The organism is Phocaeicola sp. (assembly GCF_057861905.1).
On sequence record NZ_DBMACV010000007.1, the window covers coordinates 36,762 to 52,691 of the forward strand.

General features: G+C 42.8%; 13 protein-coding genes. 7 read left to right on the forward strand and 6 right to left on the reverse strand.

Annotated features, from left to right (window positions below; genetic code table 11):
- Positions 1-135: 135 nt before the first annotated feature.
- From ACZM60_RS02415 to dut, 4 genes are read right to left on the reverse strand one after another with little or no spacing between them, the layout of a single operon-like run.
- A complete protein-coding gene (locus ACZM60_RS02415) occupies positions 136-1,446 on the reverse strand; it encodes a murein hydrolase activator EnvC family protein (RefSeq protein WP_489520709.1) in 1,311 nt (436 codons plus the stop codon).
- Positions 1,443-2,279 carry a lipoprotein insertase outer membrane protein LolB1 gene (gene lolB1 / locus ACZM60_RS02420; RefSeq protein ID WP_489520710.1) on the reverse strand — a complete coding sequence of 279 codons (837 nt, stop codon included), beginning with the start codon at positions 2,277-2,279 and terminating at the stop codon, positions 1,443-1,445. The genes ACZM60_RS02415 and lolB1 overlap by 4 nt, the downstream gene beginning before the upstream one ends.
- Positions 2,276-4,069: a tetratricopeptide repeat protein gene (locus tag ACZM60_RS02425; RefSeq protein ID WP_418586837.1), complete on the reverse strand. Its 1,794-nt coding sequence runs from the start codon at positions 4,067-4,069 to the stop codon at positions 2,276-2,278. Before ACZM60_RS02425 ends, lolB1 begins: the two co-directional genes overlap by 4 nt.
- A 41-nt stretch (positions 4,070-4,110) precedes the next feature.
- The gene (gene dut / locus ACZM60_RS02430) at positions 4,111-4,545 is read right to left on the reverse strand and encodes a dUTP diphosphatase (RefSeq protein ID WP_021970849.1); all 435 of its coding nucleotides are present in this window, start codon (positions 4,543-4,545) and stop codon (positions 4,111-4,113) included.
- Between the two features lie 171 nt (positions 4,546-4,716).
- Here dut and ACZM60_RS02435 point away from each other — a divergent pair, with 171 nt between their 5' ends.
- Entirely contained in the window at positions 4,717-6,048 is a 1,332-nt protein-coding gene (locus ACZM60_RS02435) for a deoxyguanosinetriphosphate triphosphohydrolase (RefSeq protein ID WP_021970850.1), read from the forward strand.
- An 82-nt stretch (positions 6,049-6,130) separates the two neighbouring features.
- Here ACZM60_RS02435 and glsB read toward each other — a convergent pair whose 3' ends face one another.
- Together glsB and glsA are read right to left on the reverse strand one after the other, a co-directional pair.
- Positions 6,131-7,120 (reverse strand): glycine N(alpha)-acyltransferase GlsB, encoded by a 990-nt coding sequence (gene glsB, locus ACZM60_RS02440; protein ID WP_489520711.1) that lies wholly within the window; start codon positions 7,118-7,120, stop codon positions 6,131-6,133.
- Between the two features lie 24 nt (positions 7,121-7,144).
- Entirely contained in the window at positions 7,145-7,963 is an 819-nt protein-coding gene (gene glsA, locus ACZM60_RS02445) for a lyso-glycine lipid O-acyltransferase GlsA (protein WP_489520712.1), read from the reverse strand.
- 460 nt (positions 7,964-8,423) lie between these two features.
- Between glsA and rsmH the strand changes: the two genes are divergently transcribed.
- The 6 genes from rsmH to murD are packed head-to-tail and all read left to right on the forward strand — an operon-like array spanning position 8,424 to position 15,928.
- Positions 8,424-9,338 (forward strand): 16S rRNA (cytosine(1402)-N(4))-methyltransferase RsmH, encoded by a 915-nt coding sequence (rsmH, locus tag ACZM60_RS02450; RefSeq protein WP_489520713.1) that lies wholly within the window; start codon positions 8,424-8,426, stop codon positions 9,336-9,338.
- 8 nt (positions 9,339-9,346) lie between these two features.
- Positions 9,347-9,712: an FtsL-like putative cell division protein gene (locus tag ACZM60_RS02455; RefSeq protein WP_021970854.1), complete on the forward strand. Its 366-nt coding sequence runs from the start codon at positions 9,347-9,349 to the stop codon at positions 9,710-9,712.
- Complete coding sequence (locus ACZM60_RS02460; RefSeq protein WP_489520714.1) at positions 9,709-11,835, forward strand: penicillin-binding protein; 2,127 nt, start codon at positions 9,709-9,711, stop codon at positions 11,833-11,835. Before ACZM60_RS02455 ends, ACZM60_RS02460 begins: the two co-directional genes overlap by 4 nt.
- Positions 11,836-11,850: 15 nt before the next feature.
- Positions 11,851-13,305 carry a UDP-N-acetylmuramoyl-L-alanyl-D-glutamate--2,6-diaminopimelate ligase gene (locus ACZM60_RS02465; RefSeq protein ID WP_489520715.1) on the forward strand — a complete coding sequence of 485 codons (1,455 nt, stop codon included), beginning with the start codon at positions 11,851-11,853 and terminating at the stop codon, positions 13,303-13,305.
- A 12-nt stretch (positions 13,306-13,317) separates the two neighbouring features.
- Positions 13,318-14,586: a phospho-N-acetylmuramoyl-pentapeptide-transferase gene (locus ACZM60_RS02470; RefSeq protein WP_489520716.1), complete on the forward strand. Its 1,269-nt coding sequence runs from the start codon at positions 13,318-13,320 to the stop codon at positions 14,584-14,586.
- 7 nt (positions 14,587-14,593) lie between these two features.
- Positions 14,594-15,928 (forward strand): UDP-N-acetylmuramoyl-L-alanine--D-glutamate ligase, encoded by a 1,335-nt coding sequence (gene murD, locus ACZM60_RS02475; RefSeq protein ID WP_418586834.1) that lies wholly within the window; start codon positions 14,594-14,596, stop codon positions 15,926-15,928.
- The last annotated feature ends 2 nt before the right edge of the window (positions 15,929-15,930 follow it).

The window sequence follows — 15,930 nt, forward strand, 5'->3', positions numbered from 1 at the left end:
GATACTCCGATCACATACCTTCTACAAAAAGATATATAATCTCTCAATAGTCTATTACAATATTACCTCATACAGATCGATAAACGACCAAGAAGGCATTCATCTGGAAAAGAACTATTTCCGACAATCAAAGGATCAACGATGTAACCAAAGTTCCGGATTCAGTTTTTCCGTTTCCCTACGAAGCTGAAAGTGAAGTACTGTATTACCATCCTTATCTGTATTGACCTGACCAATGATATCGCGTGCTTTCAGCACACTGCCTTTTTTTACCAACACCGACGACAAGTTACAATACACTGAAATATAGCTACCATGACGGACAAGAACATTCGACAATCCATTATATTGGAATATAGCCGAAACTTCTCCATCGAATATGGCACGAGCCTGCGCACCATCTTTACCCTTTATATCGATACCCTTATTATCCAGACGTACATTCCGTAAACCTTTCACCTGATACTGTCCAAAGTGTCCCACTATCACATAAGGTCCGGTAATCGGAATTGGAAGTCGTCCTTTATTTTGCGAAAAGACACTGGACAAGCGACGGTCTTCTGAATCGACCTTATACTCTTCCACCTTCGAAGGTGCAGTTTCTGTCGTAGTACTCTTTTTGCTTTCTCCGGCAGCGACCGTCTTTTCTTTAGCCAATTCAGCTTTTCTCTTAGCCTCTGCCTTACGACGAGCTTCCTCTTCTGCACGCTTCCGTGCTTTTTCTATTTCTATTTCAATCAGACGGTCAATCTGCGCATTCAACCGATCGGCAGAACGACGTTTCTTCGAAATTTCAGACTGAATACTTCGTTGTTTCTTTTGCAAAGATGTAAGCAATGTCTTACGGTCCTTTTCCTGTTCTTCGAGCTTCATTCTTTCAGCTTCTCCCTGCTCCAACAATTCTTCCTTTGCTTTTCTGCTGGCCAGTAATGTCTGCTGCTTCTCGGTAACCTGTTTTTGCTTGCGTTCTACTTGGATTCCCTGCAAGCGCTGATAATCGGCATACTCACGAACATACCGTAACCGCCGGTACATCTGACTCAGGTTATCTGCCGAAAAAATAAACATCAGTTTTTCCTGTATGGACTTATTGCGATACATATACTTCACCGACTGTTCATACTTTTTCTTTTTATCAGTCAGCTCCCGCTGTAAAGACCGTAACTCTACCTGCAAACGGTCAACTTCCGTCTGTATAACCTTTACATCGTTTTCAATTGTTTCAATATACTTTTTGCGTTCATTAATCTGTCCCGAAAGTAAAGCCAAGTTATCCAACTGACTTTTTACATCCTTTTTGGTCGATTGCAGCAACGTTTCGGATGCAGAAATCTGTTTTTGCAACTCAGCATGCTGCTTCTCCAGTTCCCGAATCTTACGAGTACTCTGTGCAAATCCTTGCACACAGAACAGACAGATCAATAATACACCAAGTAATTGTTTCATTGTTTCAACAAAGTCTTTAGCAATTCTTGTAATTCAATTTGCTGATAACGAGACGACAATTGTGTCCGTCCCTCCCAATCACCACCAACCGACAGGCGAGAAAATTTCATGTCGAGCGTAAGAGCCTTACCCGTTCCTTCTACAGAAAGCAACATATGACTTGGAAACAAACGATTATCCAATGTCGTAAAATCATCATATTTCCAGTTAAGTGCGTAAGGAGTATTTAAAACTCCAATATGACTTTCCTCCAACAGGCCACGATCGGCAGATGTACGGAAACGATAAGACAATCCCTTAGCGGGTTTTGCCTCCAGCAAAGCATATTCACCTGCCAATGAAATATGGAAAGACTTAGCATCAGTAACATCCAGTTGCGCTTTTCCCGGAAGGAATAGTTCATTCAAAAATAAAGACTGTAGGATATTAAAGCTCAACTCTGTATTTGCCAAACGGCTAAGCTCCTCGAATGATACCTTAACATATCGTTTATTTAAACGGTCGACAGCCAGCAATCCGTCGGGAGTAATCTCCAGACGAGCCACTTCAATTCCCAGCAACGGGGCCACATACAACTGTATAGACTCACCTCTTTTCAAACGAAGTGTAGCACTTATTTTTGCATCCTTCTGTCCTTCCATGTTCAGATTCAGTGCAACTTTTCCGCTCACAGCCTTCCATGAAGGCGAGAGTTCTATAACTTTCTCCATATATGCCTCCCCTGTCAGTCCTCCAACCATAGGAGCCTTTTCAATCTTCCGGGTAGACGAACACGAAGCCACCAAAACAAGAGCTATCAGCACATACAGATATCGTATTAACAATCTTATCATTCGGCTATATATTTCTTTTGAGCAATCTTTTGTTTTAAACGTTTCTTTTCTTTTTCTGTAGGCGGAGTAGAGCCATCTTCGGGAGTTTCATTCATCGCATCAGCTTTCTTCCAGTATTCCAAAGCCTTATCCTTCTCACCCAACATATAATAGATATCGCCTGCATGCTCCACAATCGTACGACTTTCATCTCCTTTATTACGCAAAGCCTGTTCAATATAGATACGTGCCTCGGTATATCTTCCTTTTTCGAACAAAATCCATGCATAGGTATCAAGATAAGTTTCATTATCCGGCTCAGCCTTCACGGTACGATAACTCATTTCTTCGGCCTTATCCAAATCCTTCCGCTCAACGGAAAGGAAATAAGCATAATTGTTCAACGTACCGATATTATCCGGATTGTATACTAACGAAGAATCATAAGCAGCATATGCCTCAGCATGCATTTCCTTTGAATGATATAAATCACCCAGTATAGCATAAAAGTCAGAAACAATATTTTTATCACTCTTTTCATTTATCTGCTTTACACCTTTAGTGAATACATCCAAAGCCTCATCGGTTTCTCCTTTCTGATGATAGGCAATTCCCAAATAATAATAGAACTCAAGCGACTCCGGATTATATTCCAGTGCAGGTTTGGCTATTTGAATTACATCATCCAAATCATTGTCACGTATGGCATAACTCAGCAGTTGAAGACGTGCCGGCTTGTTTTCCGGATCAAGTGCCAATATCTGATGCAATACAGGCACAGCTTCTTTTTCCATTTTTTTCGTCAGCAGATACTGTGCACACAGCATCGCCAGGTCAGCATTCTGCTGCGGACGCTTCAAGATATTCTGAAACAAAGAAACAATCTGCGTGCTATCCTTGGAGCCTTGTTCCGACTGAAGGATAAGCTGACGCATAATTTCCATCTTGGTATCCGACTGCACATCATCATTCAGCAAAATCGTATCAAGTTGTGCCTGATATAAACTATCCTGCCCCGTTTTCTGATAATAAGAAGCCATCGAGATCAACGCCGGAGCATATCCGGGCTCTTCTTTCAAGATACGCTGATAAACGCCAAGCGCTTCCTGAGGCTTGTCGTTATTCAGATAGACATCTCCCAAGATTGTCTGGTAACGCATGTCGTAAGGATATTCTTTCGACAAGCTTTCTATTTCTGTAAAAGCCTTCTCCTGATCACCCAGTAATAAAAACATACGGAATTTTTCCATACTAATCTGTTCCGACTTTCCATCCAGTTCTTCCAAGCGATTCAACGTATTAATAACCTGCTGATAGCTTTTGGCCTGATTATATAAATCAATCAACGACATCAGCGGCTCCAGACGCGACGGAAACTGGTCGGCCATGTTTTCATAAACCGCAATAGCCTTCGGAATATCCCGTTTCCGTTCGTAATAAGAAGCCAGTGTCTGCTTATACCAGAAATTAGATTCATCAGAAGAAACAGCCTGTTTCAAAGCCTGTTCTCCTTTGGTTTCCTGCCCCAGATACATGTAAAACTGCGAAAGCTCGTATAGAGCAGCTCCCGAAGCCGGATAAATATCCAGACAATGTTGATACAACTCGTACGCAGCATCGAAATCACCTTTCTGTTTCATACGAACAGCTTCAAGAAAATAATAGTCGTACTTCCGCCGCTGTTCAGGAGTAAGCGGATCCTTTTGTACGACAGCCTGCTGCTGCTTTTGTTTCATCTGCTTGCCAGAAGTTCCGCAAGCAGCCACAATCACCATCATGCAAGCCGATATGATATAAATTAATTTTCGCATACCGATGAAAATTTTAGATAAAGGAATACGGACACGCTTCGTTATTTTACTCCTGTATGTCCGAAGCCACCAGCTCCACGCTCAGTATCTTCCAACACTTCCACCTCCTGCCATTCGGCCTGTTCATAACGAGCAATTACCATTTGTGCAATGCGTTCACCATCTTCTATCACAAAATCCTCAGTAGAAAGGTTAACTACAATAACACCAATTTCACCACGATAATCAGCATCAATCGTACCCGGTGTATTCAAAAGCGTAATTCCTTTTTTCAGAGCCAGTCCGCTTCGGGGACGTATCTGCGCTTCAAATCCTTCGGGCAAAGCTATATATAATCCAGTAGGCACAAGACAACGCTGCAAAGGTTTCAATACTATAGGCTCATTCAGGTTCGCGCGCAAATCCATCCCTGCCGAGCTACTTGTAGCATACTGGGGTAATGCATGTTTCGACTTATTGATAATCTGTACTTTCATTTTACGGTCATTTTAATTGTGCGAAGTTAAACATTTCGGGGGACTTACTATTTATGTTTACCATTTTTTATAAAAACAAATCTTTTATCAGACAAAATCGTCCCTTTTTCTCACCCGGCTATCCGTTTTTCCAGCGATTTTACCTAAGTTTGCAAAAAACTGTAACCAACCATGAACTGGAACCAACTCATATCGAACAAGCGTTTCGGACTGGAAGCTTTGCATGAAACCAGAAAGGAAGACAGAACTGAATTTCAACGTGATTACGACCGGTTGATTTTCTCTGCCCCTTTCCGCCGTCTGCAGAACAAAACTCAGGTATTTCCGTTGCCCGGAAGTATTTTCGTCCACAACCGTCTGACTCATAGTCTGGAAGTTTCCTGTGTAGGACGTTCACTGGGAAACGATGTTGCCATGCGCCTCTTACAAAAACATCCGGAATTATCAGATTCACACTTGTCGGAAATCGGCGCCATTGTTTCCGCCGCCTGCCTGGCACACGACCTTGGCAACCCTCCTTTCGGGCATTCGGGAGAGAAAGCCATTGGCACCTATTTCTCCGAAGGGAAAGGACTCGCACTGAAACCTTTTTTATCGGAAGCTGAATGGGAGGACTTGACTCACTTCGAAGGAAACGCAAATGCCTTCCGTCTGCTGACGCATCAATTTCAAGGAAGACGGCCGGGAGGATTTGTCATGACGTATTCTACTCTTGCCTCTATTGTCAAATACCCGTATTCATCACGACTGGCAGGGAAAAAGCAGAAATTCGGTTTCTTTCTGAGCGAAGAAACAGACTACAAGCGAATCGCAGACGAGCTCGGCATTATCAAGCTGAGTAAAGACGGCGAACCGGTACGCTATGCACGCCATCCGCTGGTATATCTGGTAGAAGCAGCCGACGACATCTGCTATCAGATGATGGACATAGAAGATGCTCACAAACTGAAGATTCTGACGACTCAAGAAACAAAAGAACTATATTCACAGTTTTTTACGGAAGCCCGAAAAAAACGTATCAATGAAATCTGTCAGTTGGTTACAGACACCAACGAACAGATAGCCTATCTGCGCACATCTGCCATAGGCGTACTGATACAAGCATGCACACAAGTCTTTGTCGAAAACGAAGAACAGATTCTTTCCGGCACTTTCGAGGGGCCTCTTATCAAACACATGGATGAACCGATACGAAAAGCATATGCAAATTGCTCAAAGACAGCCTTCGCAAAAATTTATTGTTCAAAAGACGTTCTTGACATCGAGCTTGCCGGTTATCAAGTCATTACAACCTTAATCGACCTGATGATAGAAGCAGTCAGATACCCCGACAAGGCTTATTCCAAGTTACTCATCAACCGCGTATCGAAACAATACGAAGTACAGGCACCTACCTTATACGGGAAAATACAAGCCGTACTCGATTACATTTCAGGCATGACCGACGTATATGCACTCGATTTATACCGCAAGATAAACGGGAACAGCCTGCCTGCCGTTTAAAACAAAAATAAAGCCGATTCCATATATCTGTTCCAAATGGAACGTCATATATGGAACCGGCTCTTAATTTATTTGATCAAAATCAGATTGAACTTTTTGAAACCACCGGATTAGCACCAGAAGTGATTTGAAGCGCCTCCGGATGTTCCTTGATATACGATTCGATGTGACGAATACGTTTCTCTTCCAGAATCTCATCCACGGCAATCAGGATACCGGTTTCCTCCACATCACCAAAGCCGTCGTTGATAGCTGTACCAAACATACGCATGGTAGGCGACAAACTCATGTAAGCATTTACCAAAGGAGGTAAATTATAACCCAGTTTACGCACTTCCGAATTCAACACCTTATAATCATCCTTGAACGTATCGTAACAGAATAATTTTTCCAAGACAGCCGGGTCTGTTTCTATTTCCAGCGGAACCATCGGAGTAATCAAACCGTCCTTGTCGGAGAAATGCTTCTTCAGGAAAAAGAGAATCATATCACGTCCAAAACGATTGTAACTGGGATACATCGTCATCTTGCCAAAAAAATATTTAACATTCGACTTAACCACCGTCAAGGCACCCAGACCATCCCACAGATTATCGAGCGCAAACAGTCCCTTCGAACCCGCACGGGTTGACTGATATTCCAGTGTAACAAACGAACGTCCCAATTCAATAGTCGTAGGAAGATATTCTTTCAGGAATTTTTCTGAAAAATTGAACATATGAGCAGTAGCCAGCACAGGTTTTCCCTGCTTGTCGAACTCTACCTCATCTCCCAATATATAACGATAACCTCCAAGAATTTCTTCCGCATCCGGATTCCAGACCACCAGTTGCTGGTAAGGATTTTCCATTAAGTCATATTCATCCAGGTCTAATGCTTTCCCGGTTCCACCTCCGGCAGCACGGAAAGCTATCTCACGCAAACGGCCAATCTCCTTCAGCACATTAGGAGCATTCTTCCAGTTTACGATATAGATTTCGTTATGGCTTTTATTAGTCGACCTCAAACGCCTTTCAGCGGTCAGTTCCGACTTAAGTAACTCTCTGTCAATAGGTGCAATAATATCTTCCATATATGTAATTAAAATCTTCCTAAATTACAGTTTATAGACCAAATCTCTGACATATTCTGCCCACTCGGCCGGAGATTTGGATTTATCGAATGCATGCCAGGGTATAGGCTTCCCGATGGTTACCCGAAACGTTTTATGACGGTTCTTGAACATTTCGTCTGCCAGATACAACATGGCTATATTAAATTTTATTCCAAAGAACTTACAAGCGTTGGCAAGATTATAGAAAAAATTGGAGTTCCGCCCTTCAAAATGTATAGGCACTACATAGCGCTGGGTTTCAATACTCTTGGTAATAAATGTTTTCTTCCACGCTAAATCTTTGATAACACCATGCTGACGGCGGGAACATATGCCGGCAGGAAACATTATGATGTGGCTGTCGGAGCGGAATCCCTCTTCTACCATTCTGGGAAAATCGCGCGACTGCGATCCGGTCTTGTTGATAGGAATGCAGAGTGGAGCCAATCCATGCAGGTTCATCAGCAAATCGTTGACCAGATACTTGATGCGTCCGTTGTAGTGCGTTCCCAGCAAATACCCCAGTGCAACGCCGTCCTGACCGCCCAACGGATGGTTCGACACAAACGTGCACAGTCCGTCTTCTGGCAAATTCTCCAGCCCATGTACATCCAACTTTGCATCCAAAAAGCCCATACATGCAGCCAGAAAATCAACCCCGCTTTTATCTTTTACGCTTTTCAGGAAAGCATTAATCTCCTCCTGATGCACGATATGCTTCAGATAAGAAACAAAAAAGCGAGGAATTCGCTTGGCTTTTTTTCCAGCCTTCTCCTTCAAGATTTTATCAATGTCTATTAAAAAAATCGAATCGCTAGCCATTATTTCATTCACACATTTCTTTGCAAATGTAATCTATCTTTCGTAATGTTGCTCACTTATATCGAAAAAATGTAACATCAAAGCCAGAAAAAAAGGACACAATGAATTAAAATGTAACAGAATTGCACAATAAGGCAATTAAATGTGCAAATTTTCCTTTATTCCCCAGCGGATTTATAAAAAAGAAGCACTTACCACAAAACCAACGACTTAGAGTTTCACCTAAAATTTGTACAAATTCTTATTTTTTTGTACAAATTTTCAAAAAACGTCAAGAGGTTTTTCAGAAAACTTCCCGACGTTTTTTCACACCGCGGCGGTATTTCACAATAATGCCTTTACCTGTTGATAACTTCCTCAAATATTTTCATAAAACTATACCCTTTAATTGTCGGGAAATATGTAATTTTACCAGCTCAATATATATAAGGTGTAAACCTATTAAAGTAACAGCATAATAATGAACGAAACAGAACAGATATATCACATACCAGTATTGCTGAACGAAAGCATCGAAGGCATGAATCTTCACCCTGCAGGCATCTATGCCGACATGACATTCGGAGGCGGAGGACACTCAAAGGAGATTCTGCGCCGCATAGATGCAGACAGTCACCTATACAGCTTCGACCAGGATGAAGACGCCGAAAAGAACATCGTCGATGACCCGCGCTTCACTTTCGTCCGAAGCAATTTCCGCTACCTTCATAACTTTCTCCGCTATTACGGTGTGGAAGAAGTAGATGCTATACTTGCCGATCTGGGAGTTTCATCGCATCATTTCGACGACTCGGAACGTGGCTTTTCATTCCGCTTCGACGGCAATCTGGATATGCGCATGAACAAACGTGCCGGATTGACGGCTGCCGACATTGTAAACACTTACGAAGAAGAACGACTGGCTAATGTCTTTTATCTGTACGGAGAGTTAAAAAACAGCCGCAAGCTGGCTTCGGTTCTGGTTAAAGCTCGCACACAGAAACAATTCGTTACTATCGGCGACTTCTTGGAAGTGGTAAAGCCTTTGTTTGGAAGAGAGCGTGAGAAAAAAGAACTCGCCAAGGTCTTTCAGGCACTGCGCATCGAGGTCAACCAAGAAATGGAAGCACTGAAGGAGATGCTGTATGCGGCAACCGAAGCGCTAAAGCCCGGAGGACGGCTGGTAATCATTACTTATCATTCGCTGGAAGACCGCATCGTAAAGAATCTTATCAAGACAGGCAACGTGGAAGGTAAGGTAGAACAAGACTTCTACGGCAACGTGCAGAGTCCTTTCCGTGCGGTAAACAACAAGGTAATCGTTCCTTCGGACGAAGAAATAGCCCGAAACCCACGGTCACGAAGCGCAAAATTACGTATAGCAGAAAAGAAATAGTTAAACTCATGGAACAGCAAGATACAACATCACAACAACAAGGCTCTTCACATATTACACTGAAGAGTATTTTGGGAGGAGATATTCTGGCACACAGCTTCCTGAAAAGACAAGCAAACCTGCTTATCCTGATTGTCATTCTTACTATCTTGTACATAGACAACCGCTATTCCAGCCAGCAGGAACTGATTGAAATAGACCGGCTGAAAAAGGAACTGACAGACATCAAATACGATGCGCTGACCATTTCTTCCGAACTGACGGAACGAAGCCGCCAGTCGCGTATCGAAGAATATATAGCAACCGAAGGTACTCCGCTGCAAACAGCGGCAACTCCTCCTTATCTGATTAAAAAAGAAGACGAAAAGAAATGATACCCGGACTTAAAAATATAATGTTGCGCTACACGTTTATCGTGGTAATCATGTTTGTGCTGGCTGTACTGATTATAGTCAAGGCAGGATTCATCATGTTTGCCGAACGACAATACTGGAAAGATGTAGCCGACCGTTTCGTAAAAGAAAACGTAATCGTGCTCCCCACACGAGGAAACATCATTTCTTCCGACGGGAAACTGATGGCAAGCAGCCTGCCCGAATATCGTATCTACATGGATTTCCGTGCCGGAGGAACGGAGAAAGATACCATGCTGATGAACCATCTGGCAGAAATCAGTCAGGGACTTCACGAAATATTCCCGGATAAAAGTGCGCAAGAATTCCGTAAGCACTTGCTGAAAGGACGCCGTTCTAAAAGCCGTCATTTTCTGATTTACCCTCAGCGTATTTCGTATATCGAATACAAGGAAGTCAAACGCCTGCCCGTATTCGAACTGAGTCCCAACAGAGGTGGCTTGCATGTGGAAACATTCAACCAGCGCAAGAAACCGTTCGGTTCACTGGCTATGCGAACACTGGGAGATATGTATCCCGATATGACGCAGGGAGCGAAGAACGGTCTGGAGTTGACCTACGATTCTATCTTACGGGGGCAGAATGGTATTACTCATCGTCAAAAGGTTATGAACAAATACCTGAACATTATCGACAAGCCGGCAGTAGACGGTTGTGATATCATCACGACAATCGATGTCGATATGCAGGATATTGCCGAGAAAGCACTGGTAGACCAACTGAAAACACTGGAGGCGATTTCGGGAGTAGCAGTTGTAATGGAAGTAAAAACCGGCGAGGTGAAAGCCAATGTCAATATGACACGTGCCAGCGACGGCAATTATTATGAAATGCGAAATGCAGCCGTAAGCAACCTGATGGAACCGGGTTCTACTTTCAAAACAGCATCTATCATGGTTGCCATGGAGGATAAATACATCACTCCCGACTATGAAGTAGATACCGGCAACGGAATGGTCAACATGTACGGTAGCTGGATGAAAGACTGGAACTGGTACAAAGGCGGATATGGGAAAATAGATGTAACCAAAATCTTGGAGGTATCATCGAGCGTGGGAGTATCGACTATCATCGATAAGTTCTACAAGAATAATCCTCAAAAATTCGTCGACGGTCTGAAACGTATGAGCATTGACACTCCGCTTCATCTGGGATTTGTGGGAGAAGCCAGTCCGCGTATTCTCGGTCCGAAGGAACGTTATTTCGCAAAAACAACCTTGCCGTGGATGAGTATTGGTTACGAAACCATGATTCCCCCTATTTACATCCTGAATTTCTACAATGCCATTGCCAACGATGGGGTGATGATAAAGCCTAAATTTGTAAAGGCCATTTCGAAAGACGGTGAAATATTGGAGGAAATCCCAACAGAAGTTGTCAACCCCAAAATTTGTTCGGATACGACATTGACCATGATCCGTACCATTTTGCGCAAAGTGGTATCGGAAGGACTTGCCAAACCGGCAGGAAGCAAGCAGTTCAGCGTATCAGGTAAAACTGGTACAGCGCAGATTTCTCAGGGTAAGGCTGGATATAAATCCGGAGGAGTAAGTTATCTGGTTAGTTTCTGCGGATATTTTCCTTCAGAAGCACCCAAATACAGTTGCATCGTTTCCATACAGATACCTCACGGACCTGCATCCGGAGGCTTACAGGCAGGAAGTGTATTCAGTCGTATAGCCGAGCGCATCTATGCCAAACATCTGTATCGTGACCTTGCTCATGCAAAAGACTCGACGGCTGTACTGATACCGGAGGTGAAGAATGGAGATATCGAAGAATCGTCATATGTACTTCGTGCACTGAACATTCCGGGAAACAGCAAAACTGTTCCCTACTCTACCCAGCCTTTATGGGGAAAAGCCCAATGCACACACACCTATGCCGATCTGAAAATGACGAAACTGAGCAAGCATCAGGTTCCAAATGTATTAAACATGGGGGCAAAGGATGCGGTATACTTACTGGAAGACTATGGTCTGAGAGTACGACTTGTAGGAGTGGGTGAAGTAAAAGCCCAAAGCATTCCGGCCGGCTCTCCGATTCATAAAGGACAGACTATTACATTAACATTAAAGCATTAGAAATAACATAAAAACATGAAACTGGAAAATATTATCAAATCCGTCAATGTCTGCGAAACAAGAGGTAATGTGGACAAAGAAATTAAGGGTATTCAGATGGACTCTCGTCTGGTAGAAGCCGGACATTTGTTTGTTGCCGTAAAGGGAACTCAGACCGACGGACATGCTTATATCGCAAAAGCTATTGAAAAAGGAGCAACCGCCATCGTTTGTGAAACATTGCCTGAAGAGCTGAATGAGAATGTTACTTATGTAATAGTAGCGGATACGGAAGATGCAGTAGGTAAATTGGCAACAACTTTTTATGGGGATCCTACATCGAAACTTGATCTGGTAGGAGTTACTGGAACAAACGGAAAAACGACTATCGCCACCTTATTATATAATATGTTCCGCAAATTCGGATATAAGGTGGGGCTGCTGTCCACTGTCTGCAACTATATCGACGGAGAAGCTATACCAACAGATCATACAACTCCCGATCCTATTACACTAAACCGCCTGCTGGGACGTATGGCAGACGAAGGCTGTAAATATGCATTTATGGAAGTCAGTTCTCATTCCATCGCACAAAAGCGTATCGGAGGTTTGAGATTCGTAGGGGGTATCTTTACCAATATCACTCGCGACCATCTGGATTATCACAAAACTTTCGAAAATTACCTGAAGGCAAAAAAGGCATTTTTCGATGGACTTCCCAAAACAGCTTTTGCCCTGACTAATCTGGATGACAAAAATGGCAGCGTCATGGTACAAAATACCAAAGCTAAAGTTGCGACTTATTCACTGCGTACACTCTGCGATTTCAAGGGAAAGGTATTGGAAGATGGATTCGAAGGCATGCTGATGGATATAAACAACCGGGAAGTCAATGTACAATTCATCGGACGCTTCAATGCTTCCAATCTACTGGCCGTATATGGCGCAGCATGCTTGTTGGGTAAACAGCCTGAAGATGTATTGCTTATATTAAGCACACTTCGTCCGGTGGCCGGACGCTTTGACGCATTGCGCTCCAAAAAAGGTTATACAGCAATAGTAGATTATGCTCATACTCCAGATGCATTGGTCAATGTTTTAAATGCTATCCACGAAGTATTGAAAGGAAGAGGACGAGTTATCACTGTAGTTGGAGCCGGCGGCAACCGAGATAAAGGCAAACGCCCTCTGATGGCACAGGAATCGGTCAAACAAAGTGACCGTGTAATCATCACATCCGACAATCCTCGTTTTGAAGAGCCTCAGGATATCATCAACGATATGCTGGCTGGCTTGACTAAAGAAGATATGACAAAGGTTCTCTCCATCGCTGACCGTAAGGAAGCTATCCGTACAGCTTGTATGCTGGCACAAGCGGGCGACGTAATCCTTGTAGCAGGAAAAGGACATGAAAATTATCAGGATATAAAAGGTGTAAAACATCATTTTGATGACAAGGAGGTATTAACAGAGATTTTTGATAACGAATAATACAAATACAACATGTTATATTATTTATTCAACTATTTAGAACAGCTTGATTTTCCGGGGGCGCGTATGTTTGGTTACGTATCGTTCCGGGCACTCATGGCTATCATTTTGTCACTACTTATATCTGCCATTTTCGGAGAATATTTCATCAAGCTGCTCAAGAAAAAACAAATTACGGAGACACAGCGTGATGCTTCAATAGACCCGTTTAATGTAAATAAAGTAGGAGTCCCCACGATGGGAGGAATCATCATTATTGTTGCAATACTTATTCCCTGCCTTCTACTGGGAAAGCTGCACAATATCTATATGATACTGATGCTGATTACGACTGTCTGGCTGGGAAGCTTAGGCTTTGCCGATGACTATATCAAGGTATTCCGTAAAGACAAGGAAGGGCTTCATGGTAAATTCAAGATTATCGGTCAGGTGGGATTGGGACTAATCGTTGGGCTAACTCTTTACCTGAGCCCGAATGTGGTTATCCGTGAGAACGTAGAGATTCAGAAAGATGGACATGTGGTAGATGTAATACACAAAAGCCACGACGAAAAATCTACAAAAACGACTATCCCCTTTTTCAAGAACAATAACTTAGACTATGCCGATTTTGTAGGATTCATGGGAGAACATGCACAGATAGCCGGCTGGATTGTTTTCGTATTGGTCACTATCTTTGTCGTAACTGCGGTATCGAATGGAGCCAATCTGAATGACGGTATGGATGGTATGGCAGCAGGAAACTCTGCCATTATCGGAGTGACCTTAGGAATATTGGCTTATGTATCCAGCCACATAGAATATGCCAGCTATTTGAATATCATGTATATTCCAGGAAGTGAAGAGCTGGTAATATTTATCTGTGCCTTTATTGGAGCCTTAATCGGCTTCCTTTGGTACAATGCTTTCCCGGCACAAGTATTTATGGGCGACACAGGAAGTTTGACTATTGGAGGTATCATTGCCGTATTTGCAATCATCATACATAAAGAGTTGCTGATTCCTATACTATGCGGAATATTCCTCGTAGAAAACCTGTCAGTCATCCTTCAGGTAAGATATTTCAGAAGCGGCAAGAAGAAAGGACTCAAGCGTCGTATCTTCAAGCGCACACCGATACACGATCACTTCCGTACAACTTTATCACAGCTTGATCCAAGTTGTACGTACCTGATTACTTCTCCAAGCAGTGTATTCCATGAATCGAAGATAACCGTCCGATTCTGGATTGTCACTATCGTATTAGCAGCAATAACAATTATAACTTTAAAGATAAGATAAACGTATCATGGCAAAAAGAATTGTCATTTTAGGAGCCGGCGAAAGCGGTGCGGGAGCAGCCGTGCTGGCACAGAAAAAAGGTTTCGATACCTTTGTTTCTGATATGTCTTTGATAAAAGACAAATACAAGAACATGTTGAACGAAAGAGGCATTCAGTGGGAAGAAGGACACCATACTGAAGAGCTGATTCTTAATGCTGACGAGGTTATCAAAAGCCCGGGTATCCCCAACGATGCCCCATTAATTCTGAAATTGAAGGATAAAGGAACTCCAATCATTTCTGAAATTGAATTTGCAGGACGATATACCAACGCCAAGATGATTTGTATCACCGGAAGTAACGGAAAGACTACTACTACTTCTCTTATTTATCATATCTTTAAGAAAGCAGGATTAAACGTAGGACTGGCGGGAAATATCGGACAGAGCCTGGCATATCAGGTGGCAGAATGCAACTACGATTATTATGTTATCGAGCTAAGTAGCTTCCAGTTGGATAATATGTATAAGTTCCATGCCAACATTGCTGTCTTGATGAACATCACGCCCGACCACCTGGACCGTTACGATTATAAAATGCAGAATTATGTAGATGCAAAATTCCGCATCATACAAAACCAGACGGATAACGATGCTTTCATTTTCTGGAACGATGATCCTGTTATCCAAAAGGAATTGCATAAATATGGAATACACGGACGCTACTATCCTTTTGCCGAAAAGAGAGAGGAAGGACTGGCAGCCTTTGTAGAACAGAACAAGGTTTATTTTACAAAGCCCATTGAATTTAACATGGAACAGGAAGAGCTTGCATTGACAGGTACTCATAACCTGTTCAATTCTATGGCAGCTGGTATTTCTGCTAACATCGCAGGTATCCGGAAAGAATGTATCCGTGAGGCATTAAGTGATTTCAAGGGAGTAGAACATCGCTTGGAAAAAGTCACTCGAGTACGTGGCGTAGACTATATCAACGACTCAAAAGCGACCAATGTAAACTCATGTTGGTATGCATTGAGCAGCATGAAAACAAAAACGATACTTATTTTGGGTGGAAAGGATAAAGGAAACGACTACAATGAAATAGCCGGACTGGTAAAGGAAAAATGTTCCGGCCTGATATTTCTGGGTCTGCACAACGAAAAGCTTCATGCTTTCTTCGACGGATTCGGCTTACCTATCGCCGATGTACAGAGCATGAAAGATGCTGTGGATGCTGCTTACCATATGGCAAAAAAAGGTGAGACGGTACTTCTCAGCCCATGTTGCGCCAGCTTCGACCTGTTCAAGAGTTACGAAGATCGTGGTGACCAATTTAAAGAGTGTGTAAGAAACTTATAATA

Bases quoted from the DNA above. Each gene is read 5' to 3' on its own strand.
- glsB (WP_489520711.1), bottom strand. From the start codon at position 7,120: ATGGAAGATATTATTGCACCTATTGACAGAGAGTTACTTAAGTCGGAA.
- rsmH (WP_489520713.1), top strand. From the start codon at position 8,424: ATGAACGAAACAGAACAGATATATCACATACCAGTATTGCTGAACGAA.
- ACZM60_RS02435 (WP_021970850.1), top strand. From the start codon at position 4,717: ATGAACTGGAACCAACTCATATCGAACAAGCGTTTCGGACTGGAAGCT.
- ACZM60_RS02455 (WP_021970854.1), top strand. From the start codon at position 9,347: ATGGAACAGCAAGATACAACATCACAACAACAAGGCTCTTCACATATT.
- lolB1 (WP_489520710.1), bottom strand. From the start codon at position 2,279: ATGATAAGATTGTTAATACGATATCTGTATGTGCTGATAGCTCTTGTT.
- glsA (WP_489520712.1), bottom strand. From the start codon at position 7,963: ATGGCTAGCGATTCGATTTTTTTAATAGACATTGATAAAATCTTGAAG.
- ACZM60_RS02415 (WP_489520709.1), bottom strand. From the start codon at position 1,446: ATGAAACAATTACTTGGTGTATTATTGATCTGTCTGTTCTGTGTGCAA.
- dut (WP_021970849.1), bottom strand. From the start codon at position 4,545: ATGAAAGTACAGATTATCAATAAGTCGAAACATGCATTACCCCAGTAT.
- ACZM60_RS02425 (WP_418586837.1), bottom strand. From the start codon at position 4,069: ATGCGAAAATTAATTTATATCATATCGGCTTGCATGATGGTGATTGTG.
- ACZM60_RS02470 (WP_489520716.1), top strand. From the start codon at position 13,318: ATGTTATATTATTTATTCAACTATTTAGAACAGCTTGATTTTCCGGGG.
- murD (WP_418586834.1), top strand. From the start codon at position 14,594: ATGGCAAAAAGAATTGTCATTTTAGGAGCCGGCGAAAGCGGTGCGGGA.
- ACZM60_RS02460 (WP_489520714.1), top strand. From the start codon at position 9,709: ATGATACCCGGACTTAAAAATATAATGTTGCGCTACACGTTTATCGTG.
- ACZM60_RS02465 (WP_489520715.1), top strand. From the start codon at position 11,851: ATGAAACTGGAAAATATTATCAAATCCGTCAATGTCTGCGAAACAAGA.